At 68.8% G+C, this 22,482-nt stretch carries 17 protein-coding genes and 2 tRNA genes; 11 read left to right on the top strand and 8 right to left on the bottom strand.

Annotated elements, in window-relative coordinates; translation table 11 throughout:
* Positions 1-23: 23 nt before the first annotated feature.
* Entirely contained in the window at positions 24-596 is a 573-nt protein-coding gene (locus tag F5X71_RS08760; RefSeq protein ID WP_167461493.1) for an FKBP-type peptidyl-prolyl cis-trans isomerase, read from the bottom strand.
* A 172-nt stretch (positions 597-768) separates the two neighbouring features.
* Here F5X71_RS08760 and F5X71_RS08755 point away from each other — a divergent pair, with 172 nt between their 5' ends.
* The 5 genes from F5X71_RS08755 to F5X71_RS08735 all read left to right on the top strand — a co-directional run bounded on the left by F5X71_RS08755 (position 769) and on the right by F5X71_RS08735 (position 9,664).
* The gene (locus tag F5X71_RS08755; protein WP_203218276.1) at positions 769-3,237 is read left to right on the top strand and encodes a phosphoketolase family protein; all 2,469 of its coding nucleotides are present in this window, start codon (positions 769-771) and stop codon (positions 3,235-3,237) included.
* Between the two features lie 73 nt (positions 3,238-3,310).
* Entirely contained in the window at positions 3,311-4,885 is a 1,575-nt protein-coding gene (locus tag F5X71_RS08750; protein WP_167461492.1) for a 3' terminal RNA ribose 2'-O-methyltransferase Hen1, read from the top strand.
* Positions 4,885-7,479: a polynucleotide kinase-phosphatase gene (locus F5X71_RS08745; RefSeq protein WP_167461491.1), complete on the top strand. Its 2,595-nt coding sequence runs from the start codon at positions 4,885-4,887 to the stop codon at positions 7,477-7,479. The genes F5X71_RS08750 and F5X71_RS08745 overlap by 1 nt, the downstream gene beginning before the upstream one ends.
* A 159-nt stretch (positions 7,480-7,638) precedes the next feature.
* Positions 7,639-8,889: a serine hydrolase domain-containing protein gene (locus F5X71_RS08740; protein ID WP_167461490.1), complete on the top strand. Its 1,251-nt coding sequence runs from the start codon at positions 7,639-7,641 to the stop codon at positions 8,887-8,889.
* A gap of 67 nt (positions 8,890-8,956) precedes the next feature.
* A complete protein-coding gene (locus F5X71_RS08735; RefSeq protein ID WP_167461489.1) occupies positions 8,957-9,664 on the top strand; it encodes a TetR/AcrR family transcriptional regulator in 708 nt (235 codons plus the stop codon).
* On the opposite strand, the gene F5X71_RS08730 is transcribed toward F5X71_RS08735, so the two are convergent.
* Complete coding sequence (locus tag F5X71_RS08730; protein ID WP_167461488.1) at positions 9,589-10,356, bottom strand: trans-aconitate 2-methyltransferase; 768 nt, start codon at positions 10,354-10,356, stop codon at positions 9,589-9,591. The genes F5X71_RS08735 and F5X71_RS08730 overlap by 76 nt on opposite strands.
* A gap of 280 nt (positions 10,357-10,636) precedes the next feature.
* Here F5X71_RS08730 and F5X71_RS08725 point away from each other — a divergent pair, with 280 nt between their 5' ends.
* The 4 genes from F5X71_RS08725 (at position 10,637) to F5X71_RS08710 (ending at position 15,840) form a co-directional block, all read left to right on the top strand.
* Positions 10,637-11,473 (top strand): SDR family NAD(P)-dependent oxidoreductase, encoded by an 837-nt coding sequence (locus tag F5X71_RS08725; RefSeq protein WP_167461487.1) that lies wholly within the window; start codon positions 10,637-10,639, stop codon positions 11,471-11,473.
* 87 nt (positions 11,474-11,560) lie between these two features.
* Positions 11,561-12,610 carry a 3-oxoacyl-ACP synthase III family protein gene (locus F5X71_RS08720; RefSeq protein WP_167461486.1) on the top strand — a complete coding sequence of 350 codons (1,050 nt, stop codon included), beginning with the start codon at positions 11,561-11,563 and terminating at the stop codon, positions 12,608-12,610.
* 3 nt (positions 12,611-12,613) lie between these two features.
* Entirely contained in the window at positions 12,614-13,549 is a 936-nt protein-coding gene (locus F5X71_RS08715; RefSeq protein WP_167461485.1) for a hypothetical protein, read from the top strand.
* Positions 13,550-13,791: 242 nt separating this feature from the next.
* The gene (locus F5X71_RS08710; RefSeq protein WP_167461484.1) at positions 13,792-15,840 is read left to right on the top strand and encodes a helix-turn-helix transcriptional regulator; all 2,049 of its coding nucleotides are present in this window, start codon (positions 13,792-13,794) and stop codon (positions 15,838-15,840) included.
* A 99-nt stretch (positions 15,841-15,939) separates the two neighbouring features.
* Here the strand turns inward: F5X71_RS08710 and F5X71_RS08705 are convergent.
* Together F5X71_RS08705 and F5X71_RS08700 are read right to left on the bottom strand one after the other, a co-directional pair.
* Positions 15,940-16,013 (bottom strand) — tRNA-Pro (locus F5X71_RS08705).
* A gap of 46 nt (positions 16,014-16,059) precedes the next feature.
* Positions 16,060-16,133 (bottom strand) — tRNA-Gly (locus F5X71_RS08700).
* Positions 16,134-17,047: 914 nt separating this feature from the next.
* Between F5X71_RS08700 and F5X71_RS08695 the strand changes: the two genes are divergently transcribed.
* A complete protein-coding gene (locus F5X71_RS08695; RefSeq protein WP_167466316.1) occupies positions 17,048-17,998 on the top strand; it encodes a GGDEF domain-containing protein in 951 nt (316 codons plus the stop codon).
* A 1,246-nt stretch (positions 17,999-19,244) separates the two neighbouring features.
* Here the strand turns inward: F5X71_RS08695 and F5X71_RS08690 are convergent.
* The 4 genes from F5X71_RS08690 to F5X71_RS08675 are packed head-to-tail and all read right to left on the bottom strand — an operon-like array spanning position 19,245 to position 21,244.
* Positions 19,245-19,670 (bottom strand): PIN domain-containing protein, encoded by a 426-nt coding sequence (locus tag F5X71_RS08690; RefSeq protein ID WP_167461483.1) that lies wholly within the window; start codon positions 19,668-19,670, stop codon positions 19,245-19,247.
* Entirely contained in the window at positions 19,671-19,886 is a 216-nt protein-coding gene (locus F5X71_RS08685) for a hypothetical protein (RefSeq protein WP_167461482.1), read from the bottom strand.
* A 59-nt stretch (positions 19,887-19,945) separates the two neighbouring features.
* Positions 19,946-20,758: an Fpg/Nei family DNA glycosylase gene (locus tag F5X71_RS08680; RefSeq protein ID WP_167461481.1), complete on the bottom strand. Its 813-nt coding sequence runs from the start codon at positions 20,756-20,758 to the stop codon at positions 19,946-19,948.
* A gap of 12 nt (positions 20,759-20,770) precedes the next feature.
* Positions 20,771-21,244 carry a ribose-5-phosphate isomerase gene (locus F5X71_RS08675; protein WP_167461480.1) on the bottom strand — a complete coding sequence of 158 codons (474 nt, stop codon included), beginning with the start codon at positions 21,242-21,244 and terminating at the stop codon, positions 20,771-20,773.
* 140 nt (positions 21,245-21,384) lie between these two features.
* On the opposite strand from F5X71_RS08675, the gene F5X71_RS08670 reads away from it, so the two are divergent.
* A complete protein-coding gene (locus tag F5X71_RS08670) occupies positions 21,385-22,440 on the top strand; it encodes a M48 family metallopeptidase (protein ID WP_167461479.1) in 1,056 nt (351 codons plus the stop codon).
* Positions 22,441-22,482 lie beyond the last annotated feature (42 nt).

Genomic DNA, 22,482 nt, shown 5'->3' with positions numbered 1-22,482 from the left:
CACTCGGCCGGTCGCCCGGCCCCCTACTTTCCGATCGACACGGCATCGGTGACGAAAACCAGGGTTTCGTTCGGCGCGATGCCGCGCCCACCCGCGCCGTAGCCGAGGTCCGGCGGCACGATCAGCAGCCTGCGCGCGCCCTGCTGCACACCGACCAACCCCTTGTCCCAGCCCTGGATGACCTGACCTGCGCCGAGGGTGAGCTGGAAGGGCTTGCCGCGGTCGAAGGAGCTGTCCTTCTTCTGCTTGTTGGACCAGGTGATCAGCGCGTAGTTCATGGTCAGCTGCTGGCCCGGTTCGGCGCCGGGACCGCTGCCCGGGTTCAGGTCCTTGGTGATCAGCTGCTTCGGCGGATCGCAGTCGTTCGGGATGGTGATGGTCGGCGCCGCGCCGAACTCACCGCTCACGGCGATGTCGTCGGCCGTGCATTCCCGGCCCTTGCTCTGGGTCGGACCTGCGGCGGCCGAGGTGGCGGCCCGCGCGGCCGAGGTGGTGGAGGGAGCGGGCGACGGCTTGTCGTCCGAGCCGCACGCGACCAGCGTGCCCGCCGCCGCGGTCATGGTGGCGATCGCGATGATCCTGCCGAATGTCTGCATGCGGCGGACCCTAGACCACACCGGCCGGAATGTCCGAGCCGACATGTCCGAGTCCGCCGTCCGCGCCGTCGGCGCGCACTAGGCTGGCCGTGAATTCTCCGTGCGGACTTGTGCACACCGTCCTGGTGGGTATCGCGGCTACCGAGGTCCGGCGAACACGAGGAGGCGGCGTATGACCCACATGGCGAGCGCCGGCGGTGACACCGCCGCCGACAACATCGGCAGCACCGGCGGGCAGACGATCGCACCGCGGCCCTATCGGCTGGCGTCGGTCGATGGGCCACTCGAGCGCGACGAGCTCGCCTCGATCGACGCGTGGTGGCGGGCGGCGAACTATCTGGCGGTCGGCCAGATCTATCTGATGGCGAATCCGCTGCTGCGCGAGCCACTGCGCGAGGAACACGTCAAGCCGCGGTTGCTCGGCCACTTCGGCACCGTGCCCGGTTTGAACCTGGTGTGGGTGCACGCCAATCGGGCGATCCGGCAGCGGGGCTTGAACGCGGTCTTCGTGGCGGGCCCCGGCCACGGCGGGCCCGGCCCGAACGCGTGCGCCTGGCTGGAGGGCACGTATTCGGAGCTGTACAGCCATATTCCGCGCGACGAGTCCGGCATGGCCGCGCTCTTCGCCCAGTTCTCCTTTCCCGGTGGGGTGCCGAGTCATTGCGCGCCGGAGACGCCTGGCTCGTTCCACGAGGGCGGTGAACTCGGTTACTCGCTGCTGCACGCCTACGGCGCCGCGCTGGACCACCCGGATCTCACCGTGTTCTGCGTGATCGGCGACGGCGAGGCGGAAACCGGCCCGCTGGCGACCAGCTGGCATGCCAACAAGTTCGTCAATCCGGCGCGCGACGGCGCGGTGCTGCCGATTCTGGCGCTGAACGAGTACAAGATCGCGAATCCGACCATCCTGGCGCGCATTCCGGAGACCGAGCTGGTCTCGCTGCTGCGCGGGTACGGCTACGACCCGATCGTGGTCGCCGGAAGCGACCCGGCGGCGGTGCATCAGGCGATGGCCGCGGCGGTGGACACCTGTATGGAACGCATCGCCCAGATCCAGCGGGCCGCCCGCGGCGACACCGACGGCGGCAGGCCGATCTGGCCGATGATCGTATTGCGCACACCCAAGGGCTGGACCTGTCCCCCGGTGGTCGACGGCGACCCCGTGGAGGGCACGTTCCGTGCCCACCAGGTGCCGCTGCCCGGCGCCCGTTCGAACGCCGATCATCGTGCGGTACTGGAACAATGGCTGCGCTCGTATCGGCCGGAGGAGCTGTTCGACGACCACGGCAGGCCGGTCTCTGAGCTGCTCGATCAGGTACCCGAGGGCGAGCAGCGGCTGAGTGCGAACCCGATCGCCAACGGCGGCATGCTGATTCGCGATCTGAACCTGCCGGACTGGCGCGAGTTCGGGGTCGAGGTGAGCGCGCCCGGTGGCACGTCGCACGAGGCGACCAGGGTGCTCGGCGGTTGGTTACGTGAGGTCACCAGGGCCAACCCGGACAACTTCCTCACCTTCGCGCCCGACGAGCTGGCCAGCAACCGTCTACAGGACGTGCTCGAGGTGACCGGACGCAACTGGCAGGCCGAAATCGGTAGCCACGACGAGAAACTCGACCGCGCTGGCCGGGTGATCGAGGTGCTGTCCGAACACATGTGCCAGGGATTGCTGGAGGGTTACCTGCTCACCGGCAGGCACGGGGTGTTCACCTGCTACGAGGCGTTCATCCACATCGTCGACGCGATGTTCAACCAGCACGCCAAATGGCTGGACGCGAGCGCGGCGGTGCCATGGCGACGCCCCATCGCGAGCCTGAATTACCTTCTCTCCTCGCATGTCTGGCGACAAGACCACAACGGGTTCACCCACCAGGACCCCGGCTTCCTCGACGTGGTGCTCAACAAGAAGCCCTCGATCGTGCGCGTCTATCTGCCGCCGGACGCCAACACGCTGCTGTCCACCTACGACCACTGCCTGCGTTCCCGGCACTACGTCAACGTGGTGGTCGCGGGCAAACAGCCGCAGGCGGACTGGCTTTCGGTGCACGACGCGGCCGAGCACTGTGCCCGCGGCATCGGCATCTGGGACTGGGCGAGCCACAACGACGAGCTCGGCACCGTTCCGGACGTGGTGCTCGCCTGCGCGGGCGACGTGCCGACCCTGGAAACCCTCGCGGCGGCGGCGATTCTGCGGGAACGGTTGCCGGAGTTGCGCATTCGCGTGGTGAACGTGGTCGACCTGATGCGGCTGCAACCGCAGGACGAGCACCCGCACGGCCTGCCCGACAGCGAGTTCGACACCCTGTTCACCCACGACCGGCCGGTGATCTTCGCCTTCCACGGTTACCCGTGGCTGATCCACCGGCTCACCTATCGGCGCACCAACCACGACGGGCTGCACGTGCGCGGCTACAAGGAGCGCGGCACCACGACGACGCCGTTCGACATGGTGATGCTCAACGACCTGGACCGCTATCACCTGGTGATGGACGTGATCGATCGGGTACCGAGCCTGGGCGAGCGAGCAGCCGGGCTGCGGCAGGAGATGGTCGACGCACGCTGGACGGCGCGGGCCTGGACGCGCGAGCACGGGGCGGACATCCCCGAGGTCGCCGACTGGAGTTGGCCGTACCCGGCGCCGTGACCAGGCTGCCAGGCACTGCCACCGGGCGGAAACTTCCTTGCGCGGGCTCTGTCGACTGGGTGACGATCGCTGGATGCTGTTGACGATCACCTGCACCCGACCGGACGGCGCCGCATGGCCGGCGACCGACCTCGGGTTCTTGCTGCACAAGAACCCCGACCGGGTGCAGGCCTTCGAACAGTCGTACGGCACGGCGCACGTGGTGTATCCGGAGGCAACGGCCGACCGGTGCACGGCGGCCCTGCTGCTGGAGATCGACCCGATCCGACTGGTGCGCGGACGTTCGCGCGGCACGCCGGACTTCAGCCTCGGCCAGTACGTCAACGACCGGCCCTATGCGGCCTCGTCGCTGTTGTCGGTGGCCATCGGCGCGGTATTCCGCACCGCACTGCACGGCCGCTGCACGCTGCGGCCGGAACTGGCGCAGACCGCGCTGCCGCTGCGGCTCGAGCTGCCCGCGGTGCCGTGCAAGGGCGGTGCCGCGGCGGCGGAGCGGATGTTCGTGCCGCTGGGCTGGACGGTGGACGCGACTCCCCTGCCGTTGGATCCGGCCTTCCCCGACTGGGGCGATTCGCACCACCTGCGCCTCGCCCTGACCGGCACCGCGCGATTGGCCGATGCCCTCGCACACCTCTACGTACTACTGCCGGTACTCGACGGGGCCAAGCACTACTGGGTGGCCGCCGACGAGGTCGACAAGCTGATCCGCACGGGCGAGAGTTGGCTCGCCGAGCACCCGGAGCGCGCCTGGATCACCCGCCGCTACCTGGCCCGCCGACAGTCCCTCGTCCGCGCCGCACTGGCCCGCCTCGCCGAGGTGGACGGGGTGGAGCCGGAGGAACTCGACGCGGTCGAGAACGTGGCGGAGGAAGGCACCGAAGCGGCCGAGGCAACGCAATGCGATGCGGAACAGGCTGATTCAGACTGCTCCGTTCCGGCGCAGTCCGGCCCGGCGCAGGGCGACGCTGTGCAGGCCGATCCGGTGAGGTCGGGTTCCGGCGTTCGGGACGAAACCGCCTTGCCCGCACCGTCGTTGGCGGTCGCGCGGCGGGCGGCGGTGCTGGCCGCGTTGCACGAGGTCGGGGCGAGCCGGGTGCTCGATTTGGGTTGCGGCGAGGGGGCGCTGGTGCGGGAGTTGCTGGCGGACAAGACGTTCACCGAGATCGTCGGTGTCGACGTCTCGATGCGCGCGCTGCACATCGCCGAGCGCCGCCTGCGGCTGGATCGGCTGCCCGAGCGGGTCGCCGCGCGCCTGACCCTGCGGCAGGGCGCGCTCACCTACACCGATGCCGAGCTGCGCGGCTACGACGCGGCGGTGCTCATGGAGGTCATCGAACACGTCGATCCGCCCCGGCTCGGCGCGCTCGAGCACGCGGTGTTCGCCGCCGCCGCACCGCGGACGGTGCTCGTGACGACGCCCAACGCCGAGTTCAACGTGCGCTACGAAACCCTGCCCGCCGGTCAGTTCCGGCACGCCGACCATCGATTCGAATGGACCCGCGCGGAATTCGAGGCGTGGGCGGCGCGGGTCGCGGCCCGGCACGGCTACGCCGTGCGGTTCGTCCCGATCGGCCCGCTCGACCCCGAGGTGGGTGCGCCGACCCAGATGGCGGTCTTCACGCAATCGGCACAGGAAGGGGCGGCGTGATGGCGGAACTCTCGGTGCCCGAACTCTCGCTGGTGGTGTTGATCGGCAGCACTGGCTCGGGCAAATCGACCTTCGCGCGCAAGCACTTCCGCTCGACCGCGATCGTCTCCTCGGACGCCTGCCGCGGCGTCGTCAGCGACGACGAGAACGACCAGTCGGCCTCCGCGGCGGCCTTCGCCCTGCTGCACCACATCGCCGGCGTCCGGCTGCGCCGTGGCCTGCGCACCGTGATCGACGCGACGAACGTCCAGGCCCGCTCGCGACAGGAGCTCATCGCGGTGGCGCGCGCCAACGACGTGCTGCCGGTGGCCATCGTGCTCGACGTACCGGATTCGGTGTGCCTGGAACGCAATTCGAAGCGTCCGGACCGGGCAGGCCTCGGCGCGCACGTGGTCGTCCGGCAGCAGCGCGAGCTCCGGCGCAGCCTGCGCGGGCTGGAGCGGGAGGGCTTCCGCAAGGTCCACGTGTTGCGCGGCGTCGCCGAGATCGAGGCCGCGACGATCGTCGACGAGAAGGCGTGGAACGACAGGCGCGAACTCACCGGCCCGTTCGACGTGATCGGCGACGTGCACGGCTGCCGTGCCGAATTGGAAACGCTCCTCGGCGAACTCGGCTATCTCATCGACCGCGACGACAGCGGCCGCGCGGTCGGCGCTCACCACCCCGCGGGCCGCACCGCGGTATTCGTCGGCGACCTGGTCGACCGGGGGCCGGACACACCGGGCGTGCTCCGGCTGGTGATGGGCATGGTGGCCGCCGGAACGGCCCTGTGCGTCACCGGTAACCACGAGCACAAGCTGGTGCGCGCCCTCGACGGCAAGCAGGTGCGCGTCGCGCACGGCCTGGCCGAGTCGCTGGCACAGCTCGACGCCGAGGACGAGGTCTTCCGCAAGGCCGCGCACGAGTTCTGCCGCGGGCTGGTCAGCCACTATGTGCTCGACGGCGGCAAGCTCGTCGTCGCGCACGCCGGACTGAAGCAGGAGTACCACGGCCGCGCCTCCGGCCGGGTGCGCTCCTTCGCCATGTACGGCGAAACCACCGGCGAGACAGACGAATACGGTTTGCCGGTGCGCTACCCGTGGGCCAACGACTACCGCGGCACGGCCACCGTGCTGTACGGCCACACACCGGTGCTCGACCTGCAGTGGGTGAACAACACGCTGTGCCTGGACACCGGCGTGGTGTTCGGCGGCAGGCTCTCGGCGCTGCGCTACCCCGAGCGCGAGCCGGTTTCGGTCGCCGCGGAACAGGTTTGGTACGAGCCGGTGCGTCCGTTGCGGGCCACCACGATCAGCACCGCAGAGGGCGTGGTGCACCGCGATCCCGGCGTGCTCGACCTCGCGGACGTGACCGGCAGACGGGTCGTGCAGACCCGCCACCACGGCCGGGTCGGCGTACAGGAGGAGAACGCCGGTGCCGCACTGGAGGTGATGAGCCGGTTCGCGCTCGACCCGCGGTGGCTGGTGTACCTGCCGCCGACGATGGCGCCGTGCGCGACCGCCGAGTTGGACGGCTACCTGGAGCACCCGGACCAGGCCTTCGCGTACTTCCGCGCGGCGGGCGTCGAGCGGCTGGTGTGCGAGGAGAAGCACATGGGCTCGCGGGCGGTGGTCCTGGTGGCTCGTTCGGCACGGGCGGCGCGCGACCGCTTCGGCGTCGACGACGGCGGCACCGGCGTGATCTACACCCGCACCGGGCGTCCGTTCTTCGACGATCGCGGCCACACCGAGGCCGTGCTCGCGCGGGTCAGGGCGGCCGCCGAGCAGGCCGGGCTCTTCGCGGAGCTGGACAGCGAGTGGTTGTTGCTCGACACCGAGCTCATGCCGTGGTCGGCGAAGGCGATCGGGCTGCTGCGCGCGCAGTACGCGGCGGTCGGCGCGGCGGCCAGGGCCGCGCTCGGCGCCGCGGGCGACGTGCTGTCCGCGGTAGGCGCTCGCGGCCTGGACGTCGACGAGCTGGCGCGGCGCACCGACGCCCGACGCGCCGACGCAGCGGCCTTCACCGCCGCCTACGGCCGGTATTGCTGGCCGGTGGACGGCATGGCGGGCCTGCGGCTCGCGCCCTTCCAGATCCTCGCCGCCGAGGGCGCGAACCATGCGGTGCGCGAGCATGATTGGCACCTGGAGCGGATCGACCGGCTCGTCGCCGCCGATCCAGAGCTGTGCGCACCGACCGGACGCGTGTTCGTCGACCTGACCGACGAGCGCAGCACCGCCGCCGCGACCGCGTGGTGGATCGAGCTCACCGCGGCGGGCGGTGAGGGCATGGTGGTCAAACCGCGCCAGGCGCTGGCCCGTGGCCCGCGCGGCGGCGACGCGCAGGCGGACGCCGGCAGACTGGTCCAGCCGGGTGTGAAATGCCGTGGACCGGAATACCTCCGGATCATCTACGGGCCGGAGTACCTGCGCGAGGACAACCTGCGCAGGCTGCGCGCGCGAGGCCTCGGCCGCAAGCGTTCGATGGCGTTGCGCGAGTACGCGCTCGGGCTCGAGGCGCTCGATCGCCTGGCCGCGGGCGAGCCGCTGTGGCGGGTGCACGAGGCCGTGTTCGCCGTGCTGGCGCTGGAGTCCGAGCCGGTCGACCCGCGATTGTGACGTCCTGTCCTGGGCGCCGGTCGCGGGTCACCGACCCTCTCGTCCGGATGCCGACCCCCTTGCACGCGGCAATTGAAACGCGTTACCGTGCGAGTTAGCGGACCGCTTGCAACTGTTACACAGCGGACCGCCCGGCGTACTGGACAAGGGAGTCTGACCATGCCCGCAGCGACCCAGGACGGCGCATCGAGCACCGGCCGCATGCTGGTCGACGACCGCTTCACGGCCGTCGCCGCCAAGTTCTTCGCCATGTTCCGGCGCAGGCGACAGGGTGGCGGCGCGCTCGCGGTCTATCTCGACGGCGAGCCCGTCCTGGACGTCTGGGCGGGTTGGGCGGACGCCGATCGGCGGTGGCGCGGCGACACCATGGCGCTGACGTACTCGACCGGCAAGGGCGTTACCGCGACGGTCGCGCATCGGCTTATCGAACGCGGTGTGCTCGATCTCGACACACCGGTGGCCACCTACTGGCCCGAGTTCGCGGCGCGGGGCAAGGACGCCATCACCGTGCGCGACCTGCTGAACCATCGCGCGGGCCTGCAGCGCATCCGGGGTCTGGTCGACAGCGAAGGCAACCCGCTGGACGACGAGGCGCTGCTCGATCACGACCGCCTGGCCGCGGCGCTCGCCGCGTCCGCGCCGGATCCGTTGCGGCTGCGCGCCTCCGGCTATCACGGGCTCACCTTCGGCACCCTGGTGGCCGAGCTGATCCAGCGCGCCACCGGCCGCTCGTTCACCGACGTCGTGCATACCGAGCTGGCGGAACCGCTGGGCGACAACGACTTCTGGTTCGGGGTGCCACGAAGCGAGCGGCACCGGCTCGCCACGCTGGCCCCTCGGCTCAGCATCGGCCTGGTCCCGGTGGACCAGCTGATCGCACCGCTCGGCGCGGTGCGCAGAGTACGGTCCGCGCGCAGCGCGATCTACGACGGCTGGGCGGACATGAGCATCGGCCAGCGGCCCTACGACGCCGTGATGCCCAGCTGGGGCGGGGTTTTCACGGCGCGATCACTGGCCAGGATGTACGGCGCGATCGCCAACGACGGTGTGGTCGGCACCCGCCGCCTGCTGCGACCGGAGACCACCGCGATGATCGCGCGGATGCCGGCGAACAGTCGCTTCGACTACGTGCTCGGCGCACCACCGCACTGGGCGCTCGGCTACCACCGCGGCATCGTCGGCACCCGACTGACCCGAGAGGCGCTGGGGCACTTCGGCGTCGGCGGCTCGGGGGCGATCGCCGTACCCGGCGCCGGCGTTTCCGTCGCCTTCGTGACCAATCACCTCGGCTACTCGGGGATGACGCTGGGCGACGCACGGCTCCCGACGCTGGCCGCCCTTGCCCGCCGCGCCGCGCTTCTCGGCAGGTCTGCGGGCAGCACGCCGGCCACGCGACAGGCGGCGGGCTGACCCACCCGGCGCTGCACCGATTCTCGGCGGGTGACCGATTTACGCCAGCCTGAGTACGATCGACCGTATGGAAATTGGCCCCGACTCCGCGTTGCTCCGGCGCCGGCCCGCCGAGATCACCGACAAACGCCTGCTGCGCGGAGCGCGGACGCGCGAGACGGTGTTGCGGCACGCGGTCGACCTCGTCTCGCTCGACGGTCTCGACGGGCTGAGCTTCGGCAGGCTCGCCACCGAGTCCGGCCTGAGCAAGGCGGGCATCCAGACGCTCTTCAAAACCAAGGAGGCATTGCAACTCGCCGCGATCGACCATGCGCGTGACCTGTTCATCGAAGCGGTGGTCGAGCCTGCCCGGTCCGCACCGCACGGCCTGCCCCGGCTGCGGACGCTGATCGATTACTGGCTGTCCTACATCGAGGCGCCGCTGTTCACCGGCGGTTGCTTCTGGATGGCCGCCGTGCCAGAGCAGGACAGCAGGCCGGGCCCCGTGCTCGACGCGCTGCTGCGCGACCGGCGCGCCTGGATGCGCGTACTCGAACACGAACTGCGGCAAGCGATCACGGCGGGAGAACTCGCCGATCTCGACGCGGAGCTCGCCGCCTTCCAGATCGATTCCGTGCTGTGCGCCACCAACACCGCGCTACGCGTCGGCGAAACGGCGGCAATCCCCCGGGCGCGCCGGATCGTCGACGGGATTCTCGGTCAAGCCGCTTTGTGCACCACCGCGAAAAGGCGACGGAACGGGAACCAAGTGGTGCCGTCGGGGCCGACCGGATAGGCGACGCGCAGGCGCGCGGCCAGCTCGGTCCGGAATTCGCGCCAGTCCTGCTCGTCCAGGACGGCCCGGATCGGCCGCAGCGCCGTGCCGGTGACCCACTCGAGCACCGGGTCGGGCCCCTGCAGGCGCTGGTAGTAGGTGGTCTCCCAGATGTCGGCGACGGTGTCATCGGTACTGAGCACCGCCGCATAACCGGACGGCTCAGGCACCGAGTCGACACCGCGCAACATCGCGTCGGCGAGCCGGGACCGCCAGCGCGCCTCGTCGGCCAGCGCCCGGATCTCCCGATGCGACGGCGCGTCGAAGTTGCCGGGGACCTGCATGGCGAACCAGGCGTCCCGCGGCAGCCGAGGCAACCATTCGGCGAGCAATGCCAGATGGTCCGGAATCCATTGCAGGACAGCGTTACAGACGACCACGTCGGTTTCCTCGTCCGGCTGCCAGTCGTGCACGTCGAGCACCTGCGCGTCGATCCCCCGCTCGCGCGCGTCGGCCACCATCTCCGGCGAGGAGTCGAACGCCGCCAGTCGCGCATCCGGCCAGCGTTGCGCGAGCATCGCGGTGAGGTTGCCCGGTCCGCATCCGAGATCGACCACGCGGCGCGGCTTTTCGGCGTCGATCCGCCCGATCAGCTCGAAGAACGGGCGTGCTCGGTGATCGGCGAAGTCGAGATACTTCTTCGGATCCCACATACGAACCCTCCTCGTTAACAGTACGAGCGTTCTTAGTACGATTGTACTGTATGTCGCGACAGGCGGATATGCCGAACCCCTATCACCCCCTATCGGCCCCGCCGACGACCGGGCGCAGCTGGAATACCCAGCGCCGCAGGTGCCGACACCTCACTCTGTCGACCTGCGCGATATCGCTGATGTTGTTCCGGGGCAGCATCTTTCGCGATACACACGGTTGCGGATAACCGCCGGTCACGAAGGCCTTTCCGCACCGGCGCGTGTGGCAGGGTGATCGGCTATGAAGACGATCCTGATCACGGGGGCCACTTCGGGTATCGGACTCGCGGCAGCACGGCAGATCGCGACAGGGGGCGATCGACTGGTGCTGGTCGGGCGAAATCCGCGCAGGCTCGATGCGGCGGCGGCCGAGGTCCGCGCCGCCGGCGCCGGCGGGGTCGACACCCTCGAATGCGACTTCGGCGAGCAGGACTCGGTGCGCGGGCTCGCCGAGGCGGTGCTGTCCCGCTACGACCGGCTCGACGTGCTCGCCAACAACGCGGGTGGCTATCAGAAGGACCACACCCTGACCAAGGAGGGAGTCGAAAAGACCTTCGCCGTCAATCATCTCGGCGGCTTCCTGCTCACCGAACTGCTCACCGAACTGATGGTGCGCAGCGCGCCGTCGCGCATCGTGTTCACCTCTTCCGTCCTGCACTTCGGTGCGGGCCTCGATCTCGACGATCTGGCCTTCCGGCACGGCTACACAGGCGAAAAGGCTTACAGCCGTTCAAAACTCGCGAACATCCTCTACGCAAGGGCGCTGGCCAGGACACTGGAGGGCACCGGGGTCACGGTGAACGCCTTCCACCCGGGCGCCGTGGCCACCGGTATCTGGGATGCCATGCCATGGTTCGGGCAGCCGCTGGTCGCACTCGCCAAGCGGCTGTTCATGATCACCGCCGAGGAGGGCGGGCAGGCGCTGGCCTATCTGGCCACCGGCGCGGAAGTGGCCGGGGTGAGCGGTGCCTACTTCCAGCACAACCGCATCAAGACGCCGTCACGTCGGGCCCAGGACGAAGTGCTCGGCCAGCGGCTCTACACGGTGAGCGCGAACCTGGTCGCCGCCACCGCGTAGGCATGCCACACAGTCACCGACAACGTTGTCGAAAGTCCTAGCGACACAAATTGTTTGTCACCGACTGAGTTGTAGAAAGCAGGGACAATGCAGCGTACGCGTTTCGAGTCCATCGGCTCGTACACTCCGGCCACTGTCCGTTCCACCGAGGAACTGATCTCCGGGCTCGCGGTCCCGCGGTCATTGGATCTGGAACGGATCACCGGCATCAAGAACCGGCGGGTCTACGATTCCCATCCGGACCGCTACGAATCGTCGTTCGAGCTGGCGTTGCGCGCGATCGACGATTGCCTGCGCCACTCCGACTACGCCGCAGGCGATCTGGACATCATCATCTCCGCCTCGATCACCCGCACCCGGGGCAAGGAGATCTTCTGCTACGCACCGTCATTCGCGTTGATGCTCGGCAACGCCGTCGGCGCGACCTCGGCCAGGCACTTCGACGTGTCCAACGCGTGCGCCGGGATGATGACCGGCGTGCTCGTGCTGGATCGGATGATCAAGGCCGGGGTGGTGCGCAACGGCATGGTGGTCAGCGGCGAGCAGATCACCCCGATCGCCGAGACCGCGATGCGCGAGATCTGCCAGCCGTACGACCCGCAGTTCGCCGCGCTGACCGTCGGCGACGCGGCCGTCGCGGTGATTCTCGACGACCAGGGCGACGACCACGACGAGATCCACTACGTCGAGCTGATGACCACCGCGGAGGGCGCCGAGCACTGCCTCGGCATGCCGAGCGACAAGTCCGCGGGAATCGCGCTCTACACCGACAACCGCGCCATGCAGAACGAGTCGCGCTACCGGCAGGGCATCGAACGGATCGATACGTTCCTGCGGGAGAGCGGAAGGTCATGGGAGAGCGAGAAATTCGACTACTGGATCCATCACCAGTTCAGCGCCCCCGCGCTCGAATACCTCGGGCAGCTCACCGAGCAACACTTCGGCACCCCGATGCCGCAGGCGCTGAATGTGTTGCAGGAGTTCGGAAATACCGCATCGACCTCACATTTCCTGGTGCTGCGCGAGTATCTCGCGCGCCAGCGGATACCGAAGGGTTCGAAGATCCTGATGATCCCCGCGGCTTCCGGAATCGTCTCCGGTTATCTCGCCGCGACCATCTCGCGTCTGGAGGCCTGAATCATGGCGACCACTATCGTCGCGGCGACGACGAACACCGATCTGGACACCGGCAGCTATTTCGAGCTGGCGACCCGCGCGGCGATGTCGTGCCTCGAACAGGCCGACGTCTCCGTCGACGAGGTCGGCATGCTGATCAACACCGGTGTCTTTCGCGATGACAACATCTCCGAGCCCGCCGTCTCGGCGCTCATCCAGAAGCGGATCGGCATCGGCCTCGCCTACGCGCCGGGCCGCGTCCCGGCCTTCTCCTTCGACCTCATGCACGGCGCCACCGGCCTGTTGCACGCCGTCACGACCGCCGAATGCTTCTTGACCGCAGGCGAAGTCGAGTACGCGCTGATCGTGGGGGGCGATACCCATCCATCCCGGCAGCGCTATGTCGCCGGGTTCCCCTACACCACGGGCGCGGCCGCATTGCTGCTCGAAAGCACACCGTTCGCGGCCGGATTCGGCCGCCTGTACCTCAGCCATGCCCAGGGTGACCTCCAGCCGTCCGCGTGGGTCGACCTCGGTGAGGCAGGCGCGAACGGACGCTCGGCCATGCGCGTGCGGCACGGCGACGCGGACCCGATCTCGCTGGCGGCGGCCGCGGTACGCGCGTGCGTGAGCGAGGAGGGCATCGACAGCGACGCGTTCGCCACCGGCCGGGCCGTGCTGCTCACGCCCGCACCCGGGCTCGGCTTCCGGGTGCGCCTGGCCGAAACCCTCGGGCTCGCACCGCAATCAATTGTCGGGGTGCCCACCGAGGTCGGCGATCCCTACTCCGCGGCGCCGGTGCACGCGTACCTGCACGCGCAGCGGTCGGGCGTGCTCGCCACCGCGGAGACGGTGCTGTTCCTGGCCGCCGACGATGCCTCGGCGGCCTGTCTGCCCTACCGGCAGCCGGTACCGGCATTGGCCGGCCGCGCCGCCGCCACGGCAACCGAAAGGCATTGACTTCCGGTATCTTCCACGATTTCTTACGGACTCCGGCGTTCCGGCGGCCTTGTCGCCGCAATGCCGGGACAGGTCAGGCAAGGCAGCTTAGGCTGTGTGCACCGGCTGGACCAACGGGGCATCCGGACATGCCCCTGCTGCGACGACGCCGCATCTTCAGCGCACCGAACTGCTCTTTTCGATGGTGCCCTTCCACAGTCGGGCACACTCATCGATGAAGGGACTAGGGCATGCAACGGCCGATGTCGGTACAGAACACCCAGTGGTCGACCATCGCGGAATCCAGTATCGGCCAGGCCATGGCGGTGCTCGGGGGGTGCAGCACCGTCGGCCTGATCGCGGAACTGCTCGCCGTGGACGAGACGGCGGTGCGCACGGTGGTGCGCAGGCTCGCCGCTCGGCCGTCGGCGCGGGTGCTGGTCGACGATCTCGACACCGGTGAGCGGCGGCCGCGCGAGATCCCCGCGCCCGCCCATCCGGAACTCCGCTGCCGCGCGGCGGAGCTGTTGCACAGCAAGGGTTTCCCCGCGGCGACGGTGGCCGACCAGCTGGTCGAGGCCGGTGTCGCGGACTATCCGTGGGCGGCACGGGTCCTACTCGCCGCCGCGGAGGAGGCACTGGCCAACGATCAGATCGATCGGGCGGCCGACCGGTTGGAACTGGCATACCGCGCGACCAGGGAGCCGAGTGCCCGTGGCGCGCTCGCGGTCCGGCTGGTCTGCGTCGATTGGCGCAGCAGCCCGTCGAACCGGACGCGCAACTTCAGCCGGATGCGGGCCGCGCTGCGCGGCGGCCGGGTGCCCGCCGCGCAATTGCCCGCCGCCGTCATGTTCCTGCTCTGGCACGGGCAGACCCAGCGTGCGGATCAGGCGCTGGGACAGCTCGGTTCGTGCCCGCGCGACGAACCGACGCCACAGGCCGAGTTCTTGCGCGCCTGGCTGCGGTTCACCCATCCGCCCTACGTATCGCGCCATCAAGGCCTGTTCGCCGACGGCCGACTACCCGCCGACGACCGATTACCCGAACCCGCGGCCGAGGCGGCCGAGCCGCGAAGACCGATGCCGCCCGACCAACGACCGCCCCATCTGCTCGGCGCCGAATTGTTGACCCGGTTGTGCACGACCCATCCGGCCGACGACACCACCACGCTCGCCCAGCGCCTGCTCACCTGCCACCGGCTCGCCTCCACCACCGTGGAAACCCTTGCCGCCGCGGTGCATTGCCTGATCTATACCGACCGGCTCGATACCGCGGCCGCCTGGTGTGACTCGCTGCTCGCCGAGTCCGAGGCGCGCAAAGCCCCTACCTGGCAGGCGATCTTCGCAGGCTTGCGCGCGGAAACCATGCTGCGCAAGGGCAATGCGCGCGCCGCGGCGAACGAGGCCGCGCTCGCCCTCAATCATGTGCCTGCCGAACATCTCGGCGTGTGGGTCGGCATCCCGATCGCGGTGCGGGTGCGCGCGTTGACGGCCGCGGGCCGGTTGGCCGAGGCCGAGGCGCAATTGCGCAGACCGGTGCCGCGCGCCCTGTTCGAATCGCGCTTCGGCCTGCCGTACCTGCACGCGCACGGCCACTTCCAGCTCGCCGCGGGGCAGCCGCGCGAGGCGCTGCGCACCTTCCGGCGCTGCGGCGACCTGATGCGCCGCTGGCGGATGGACTTTCCGTGGCTGGTGCCGTGGCGCAACGATGTCGCCGTCGCGCACCTGGCCCTCGGCGAGTACCGGCACGCCCGCGCCTTCGCCACCCGCCATCTCGATCTGCTCGGCGGCGCGACGGCGCATCGTTCCGGCGGCGTCTCGCTGCGCGTGCTCGCCGCGACCGCCGACCGCTATCAGCGGGTCCGGTTGCTGCGCGAGGCCACCGCCATCGCGCGCTCGGCAGGCTGCGACCTCGAACTCGCCACGGTCCTCGGCGATCTCGGCGCCGCGCACCGCGGCGTCGGCGACCACGAGAAGTCACGCATGCTCGTGCGCGAGGCCGTGCGCCTCGCCGAATCCTGCGGTGCCGACCCACTGCTGCACGAACTACTCGGCGAACGCCAGCCCGCCACCGCGGGCTCCGCGCTCAGCTCGAGCCCCACCGGCGTGGACGCCCTCAGCCCCGCCGAACGCCGGGTCGCCGAGCTCGCCGCGCACGGCAAACGCAACCGCGAGATCGCGGCCGCCCTTGCCATCACCACCAGCACCGTCGAACAACACCTGACCCGCGTCTACCGCAAACTGGAGATCACCCGCCGCACCGAACTGACCTTCACCCTCAACGCCAGACGCCCCGGCCCGATCCCGGCCTGACGCACGCACCCTGTCCGCCGCCCCGCGCCATCCCGAGCACAACTCAGAAGGTGCGGGGCACCGACAGCACGGCCGATGCCGCGTACCGAAGAAAACTTGTCGGGGTGACAGGATTTGAACCTGCGACCCTCCGCTCCCAAAGCGGATGCGCTACCAAGCTGCGCTACACCCCGTGTTCCTCGCGGCGGTAGACGGCCGCCGCCGAGGTCGAATCCTGTGTGGAGCGGGTGACGGGAATCGAACCCGCACCATCAGCTTGGAAGGCTGAGGTTCTACCATTGAACTACACCCGCAGGCATACGACATCTATGGGATCGCCACGATGTCGTGTGCGTTGTGACTGTACCGAACCCGGCTTCCCAAATGCCAATCAGCCCCCCGCGCAGCGGGATCGCGCAGGTGCCGGTTCCGGCTGTCGTCGCAACGAACGGTAGGAGTCTGGCACGACACTCGCCCCGGTCAGCGCGCGGCGCGCGGCCCGAGAACTAAATGAAATTAAAAGGGATCTCTTCCTTGAAACTCGGGCGTGTCGGGCCGGAAACGGGGAGCATATGGGTCGCGTGACGACTCCTGTCGGGGGGAGCCGTGGCCCACGGGGTGGCCATCTGTCACGCTCGACCGGTCGCGGAGAGGATGCCACCCATGCGGACATCACGACTCGCCGCAACGGCGGCAGCAGATTCTTGCCCTGTGCCGACGACCACCGAGCGTGCCGCTGGCAGGAAAATCCGGCCCAACACCCTTGACGGGCCGAAGACTCGCGCATCCTCGGCTACTCCTCCGGCTACTTCTGCGCCGAGGTCCGAAACATGGACCGGCAGGGCACCAGCCCGGCCACACGGCGTCGAAGCATCGCGGGGAGTCGTGACGACTCGTTCGGCGTGGCGCGGCAGCGTGTCGCCAGCGCGTCCTGGCGCGACTTCACAGCGAACGAAATCCTGGTGTAACGCCGGAGCGATGGCTGCGATCACATACCCGATCGCCATTCGCGAGGGATCGAGAACACGTTGTAAAACAGCGTTTTTCGATCCCGGGTGGCTTGCTAGGATCCTTTTTGCCGGACGGGGGTATCTGGAAAGGGGGCGGTGAGCGTGCACCGAGCGAGGTGGACCCAACCGCGTAGCAGTGCGAAGGATCGGGGTGAAACCGGCACCAGTGCCGGCGGCGTGCCGCAAGGCACCGACGTTACCTGCGTCGGGTGAGTTCGATGTCGATCGATATCGAGCCCCCCGTCGCCGCGATGGCCCGCGCCTGGGCCCGTGCGGTGTGCGCCGAGCCGGGTTCCGGCACGACGCCGCAGCAGCTGGAACCGGTACTGATCGAGATCGTCGATCGGCTGCTCACCCTGGCCAGGTCCGAGCCGTTCCCCGTGCCCGAGGCGCGGATGCTCGGCGCCCGGCTCGCCGAGGCGCCGTTCGACCGCATCCGGATGCTCGCGCAGGCCACCCGGTGGCTGCTCGGCTTCCCCTCCGGCGCGCCCGGTTCGCTGGTCGCCACCCGCTGGCCGTTCGTCGCGAGCCAGGCCATCGACAGCTACGCCCAGGCGCTGCAGGAGCGCGCGCTGGCACAGCAGGAACAGAACCTGTCCGCCAAGGTGTCGTTGCGCGTGCAGGAGATCGCGGCGCTGCAGCATCGACTCCGGCACGAGGCGACCCACGACGCGCTCACCGATCTCGCCAACCGCACCCTGCTGCAGGACCGGGTCCGGACGATGTCGACCGACCCGAACCGCGGCGTCGGCCTGCTGCTGATCGACCTGGACCGCTTCAAGCAGATCAACGACGGCTACGGGCACGCGATCGGCGACGAGGTACTCGTCGAGCTCGCCAACCGGCTGCGCGAGGTGTGCCCGCCCGACACGGTGATCTGCCGCTACGGCGGCGACGAGTTCGTGCTCGCGGTGAACCCGCCCCACAACACCCTCGGTGACCTCGCCCATCGCATCGTGGCCGCCCTGCGCGACCCGGTCTGGTCGACGGCGGGCCCGGTCCCGGTCTCGGCCAGCGTCGGCACCGCCTACAGTCCGCCGGGAAGTCCCTGCGACTTCAGCGACCTGCTCCGCCGCGCCGACCGCGCCATGTACTCCGCCAAAACAGCAGGCGGCCGCCGCTTCGCCCTCGCCGACGAACCCGAGATCGACACGGCCGTCGCCGGTTAGCCCGGCCGTGTCGCTCCACCAGAGCGAAGACTTGACCCAGCAGGCAGGGTGTTGCTACGTAACGCGCCGAGGTGCTCACCTGTGCCCACACTGAGTTCGGCAACCGAAGCAGCGGGGCCGAGGCCGCCGCCGGGTCGAGGCCGGTTATTGTGCACAGCAATAGCTTTCACAACCGAAGCCGCTAGACACCCAGGTTGAGAACCGAATCGGGCCTGCGGCGGTTGGTCCAGGTGCGCCGAGCAGTCGACGCCCTCGGTGCCGATCTCGACCACTACCAGCTCGCAGCATGCGATGATGCAGGGACAGTTGTGCGACACGCTGCTCGGCGACGGTCTCGTCTACTGCGCCTCCGGCGCAGGAATTCTCGCGGCTATCGCTCCTTCCGGTGACGAGCAGCAGTGGACAGCCAGGACACAGCTGTCACGCAATTGGGATGGGGCACCGGCGGCGGTTGGAGCCCAGCGGCTCCGATGCGATCCGGCGATCTGCTGATCACCGCGTTCGGCGGCGTACGCGAGGCCGGCGGAACCGCGCGAGACTAGCGATCTCTAGAGATTTCGCTGTCGACCCAGCGTCTGGAACCCCGCGCTGGAACAGCATCGTCGATATCGGTTCGTCACCAATGAGCCAACTCAGAATCGTCGGAGTGAACGATGAAATCGTAATTTCCGCAGCTGAGACGACTTTTGTGGATGGGCCGACGGCTTGGCGGCGACGTGGGTGGTAGATCGGCAAACGAAGCAGATCCGGTGGAAGAAGGACAAATTCCTTCGGGCCATGTCGGCAGGGGCATGGTGTCCTCGATCCTACCTCCGGAACAGCGCTCTACACCGAAAAAGCAAAAACCAATGGTGACCTGAACCCCGGCTGGATTGTGTATTCGATCAATTCACAACGCTCGCATGCCAGGAGAAGATCGCGAATGGACGAATCATCTCGATCGACACCCGCTCCCCCAACCGGACGACGTGGCAACTGTCCTCCGACAACAGCCGGGTAGCCCCCGAAATCAGCGGGGCATACCATGGAATACTTTACGGAACTACTGGCGGCAACAGGAAACAGGCGGTCTCGCTGGATGCGAGTTCCGGCCAGGATCTGCCCGATGCCCCCTTGATCGCACCGATCTGGGTGGACAAGTACCTGGGTATCACCAAAGACGGCATCTACGTACCCGCGTAGTAGCATGGGCACGACAGCGTCGCAAGTCCGCCTTCACCAGGCCCACCAGGCCGGAATTATTCGCCTAGGAGGCATACGGCAAGAGAACGAAGCTGTCAAAACCCCACAATGGACGTAGCGTCCGAAAATGGCGCTGGTCGAGCGTCATGATCCGGTTGGTGCGTTCCCGATCGGCGATAACCACATTCGAGGCGTCGGCGATCCCGATGTAGTCCTGGCTGTATCGGTCGAGAATGGTCAGAGCCGCAGCATGATGGTTGGATGTCCACGCCGCAAGGTCATATGCGCCCCCGGCCACATCGGAGGCGAAATCGTGCGCCGCGCGGGACCCGAGCCGGGTGTAGAGCAGGTAGTCCGCCTCCGCGACAACCATCGGTGAAACCACAAGTCGCTCATTGGCTTCAGCGATGATTTGCGCGAGTTTCCGATGTTCGGCGTACGCCTCGTCGAACAAAGCGAGGATTGCGCTCGTGTCGACAATTATCGTCATCTAGGCCCCGAAACCCGCGCCGAGTTCTCGATCGATCTCCTCGGCCGAAAGCGGCCGCTGGCTGCGATAACCCCCCACTGTCGGCTTCGGCCGTACACCGACCTCGCCGAGTAGATGATCGAGCGCCTGGCCCAACGTCAGCCCTTTCGATGCGGCGACCTCGAGCAGGCGATCTCGGACCGCCTTGGGTACTTTTATGGTGGTCATATCGGACATACCGCCAGTATACCGCCATACTCACGGTAGTAGAGGGAGCCATACCCTCACCAGACAGTTCAACGAAGTTGGCAGGTGGGGCACCAGAAGAGGTTTCGGGCTTCCATGACGGCGTGGGCGATGGGGGTGCCGCAGTGGCGGCAGGGGGCGCCCTGGCGACGGTAGACGTAGGTGCGGGGGCGGTCGGGGGCGTAGGAGGGCTCCCCGTGATCGTCTTCGGGGCGCACGACGATCATCTTGCCGACGCGCACACCCACCTTCATCAACGCGACCAGGTCGACCCACATCGCGTCCCACTCGGCCGCTGAGAGCGTGGCTCCCGGCCGGAACGGCGAAATGTTGTGGCGGAACAGCAGTTCCGCCCGGTAGACGTTGCCTACCCCGGCGACCACCTTCTGGTCCATCAGCAGCGCGCCGATCGGGCGCTGCGAACGGTGCAGCCGGGCGAACGCGCGCTCGGGGTCGGCACCGCGCCGCAGCGGGTCGGGGCCGAGCCGGTCGGTCAGCGCCGAAACCTCCGGCGGCAGCAGTACTTCGCACGCGGTGGGGCCGCGCAGGTCGGTGCCGAAGCCGGGCTGCCCGTCGGGTGCGCCGAGCATGCGCATGCGCACCTGCCCGACCGGCTCCCCCATCGGCAGCTCGAAATCGTAGAACTTGCCGTACAACCCGAGGTGCACGTGCACGACCAGGCCCGAATCGTAGTGGTGCAACAGGTGTTTGCCCCACGCCTCGGCCTTGGTCAGCAGGTGCCCGTCCACCTGGGCGGCACCGGCGGCGAACTTGCCCTGCGGGCTCGATACGCGCACCACACCGCCCGCGAGCCGCCGCTGGTGCAGCTTCGCGAGTCGGTGCAGCGTATGTCCTTCAGGCACAGCCGGTCTGCGTCAGTACGCGGGGACCGCCGGTGCGTCGCCGGACTTCTCGTACTCGGCCAGGATGTCGATGCGACGCTGGTGGCGCTCCTCTTCCGACCACGGGGTCGTGATGAAGGCGTCCACGATGGCGAGCGCCTCTTCGGTGGAGTGCATGCGGCCGCCGATGCCGGCCAGCTGAGCGTTGTTGTGCTGGCGGGCCAGCTTGGCGGTCTCCACGCTCCAGGTCAGGGCGCAGCGGGCGCCGGGCACCTTGTTCGCGGCGATCTGCTCGCCGTTGCCGCTGCCACCGAAGACCAGCCCGAGGCTGCCGGGGTCGGCGACGGTGCGGCGGGCCGCTTCGATGCAGAAGGCCGGGTAGTCGTCGAGCGCGTCGTACTCGAGCGCGCCGCAGTCGACCACCTCGTGGCCCGCCTTTTCCAGATGGTCCTTGACAAGATTCTTGAGTTCGAAACCGGCATGGTCGGCACCGAGGTATACGCGCATGGCAGGCATTCTGTCAGGCGCCTCGATTAACGCCGGGGGCGGCTGCCGCGAATCGAGAGATACGCCGTGCGCGCGGCGGACCGAGGTCCGCACGCCGCCGCGGCACCACCGGTTCCCAGCAACTGAATAGAGTTCACTTCATGCAGCCGCACGATCCCCAGCCCCCACAGACGGGCCAGCAGGCCGACCCGTATGCCTCGGCCGGGTGGGCGCAGGTACCGAACGCGCCCTACGGCTCCCCGCCGCCGCCGGCACTCTACGGCGCGTATCCCGGCGCGCCGGTACCTCCGCCACCGCCGCCCCAGCAGCAACCGCGTGGCCTCTCGCCGTTCGGCATGCCGGCCAGGCACAGCTGGGAGATCCCGATGCTCATCGTGATCGTCACGCTGACCGTGATCGCGTATGCGATCGCGGTGCTGCTGCTGGTGACCGGCAGTGACAACGAGTACGTGCTGCTGTTGGTCTCCGCACCGCTGCTGCTGTGGCTCGGTCGCGGCCTCGCCTACTCGACCCAGCGGGTCAACGGGGTGCGCATGTCGCCGACCCAGTTCCCCGAGGGTTACCGGATGGTCGCCGAGGCCGCCGCCCGGTTCGGCATGACCAAGGTGCCCGACGCCTACGTGGTGCTCGGCAACGGTCAGATCAACGCGTTCGCCAGCGGGCACGGGTTCCGCCGCTATGTCGCGGTGTACAGCGACCTGTTCGAGATCGGCGGCGCGGCGCGTGAACCCGACGCGCTCGCGTTCATCATCGGGCACGAGGTCGGGCACATCGCGGCGGGCCACACGTCCTACTGGCGCCAGCTCGGCATGTTCCTCGTCCCGTTCCTGCCGCTGCTGGGCAACTCGCTGATCCGCGCGCAGGAGTACACCGCCGACAACCACGGCTACTGCAACCGGCACACCGGCGCGCCCGCCGCGATGGGCACGCTGGCCGCGGGCAAGTATCTGAACACGCTGGTCGGCTTCGACGAGATGGCCGATCGGGCCGCCTCGGAGAAGGGCTTCTTCGTCTGGGTGGTCAACGCCATGTCCTCGCATCCAGTGCTGACCTGGCGGATGTGGGCGCTGCGGGACCGCAGCAGGCACGGCAAGCTCTGGTTCCGGCCGAGCCCGCCGGCCTGGACCGGCGCGCCGCCCGCGTATCCGAATTCGTACGGTCAGACTCCGGCGTTCCCACCGAAGCCGGTCCAATAGCGAACGGGTGCCGCGGCACTGTCCCGCGGCACCCGTTGCTGT

The organism is Nocardia brasiliensis, from assembly GCF_011801125.1.
In the GTDB taxonomy this organism is placed as follows: Bacteria; Actinomycetota; Actinomycetes; order Mycobacteriales; family Mycobacteriaceae; genus Nocardia; species Nocardia brasiliensis_C.
This window is presented reverse-complemented; position numbering and strand designations above follow the sequence as displayed.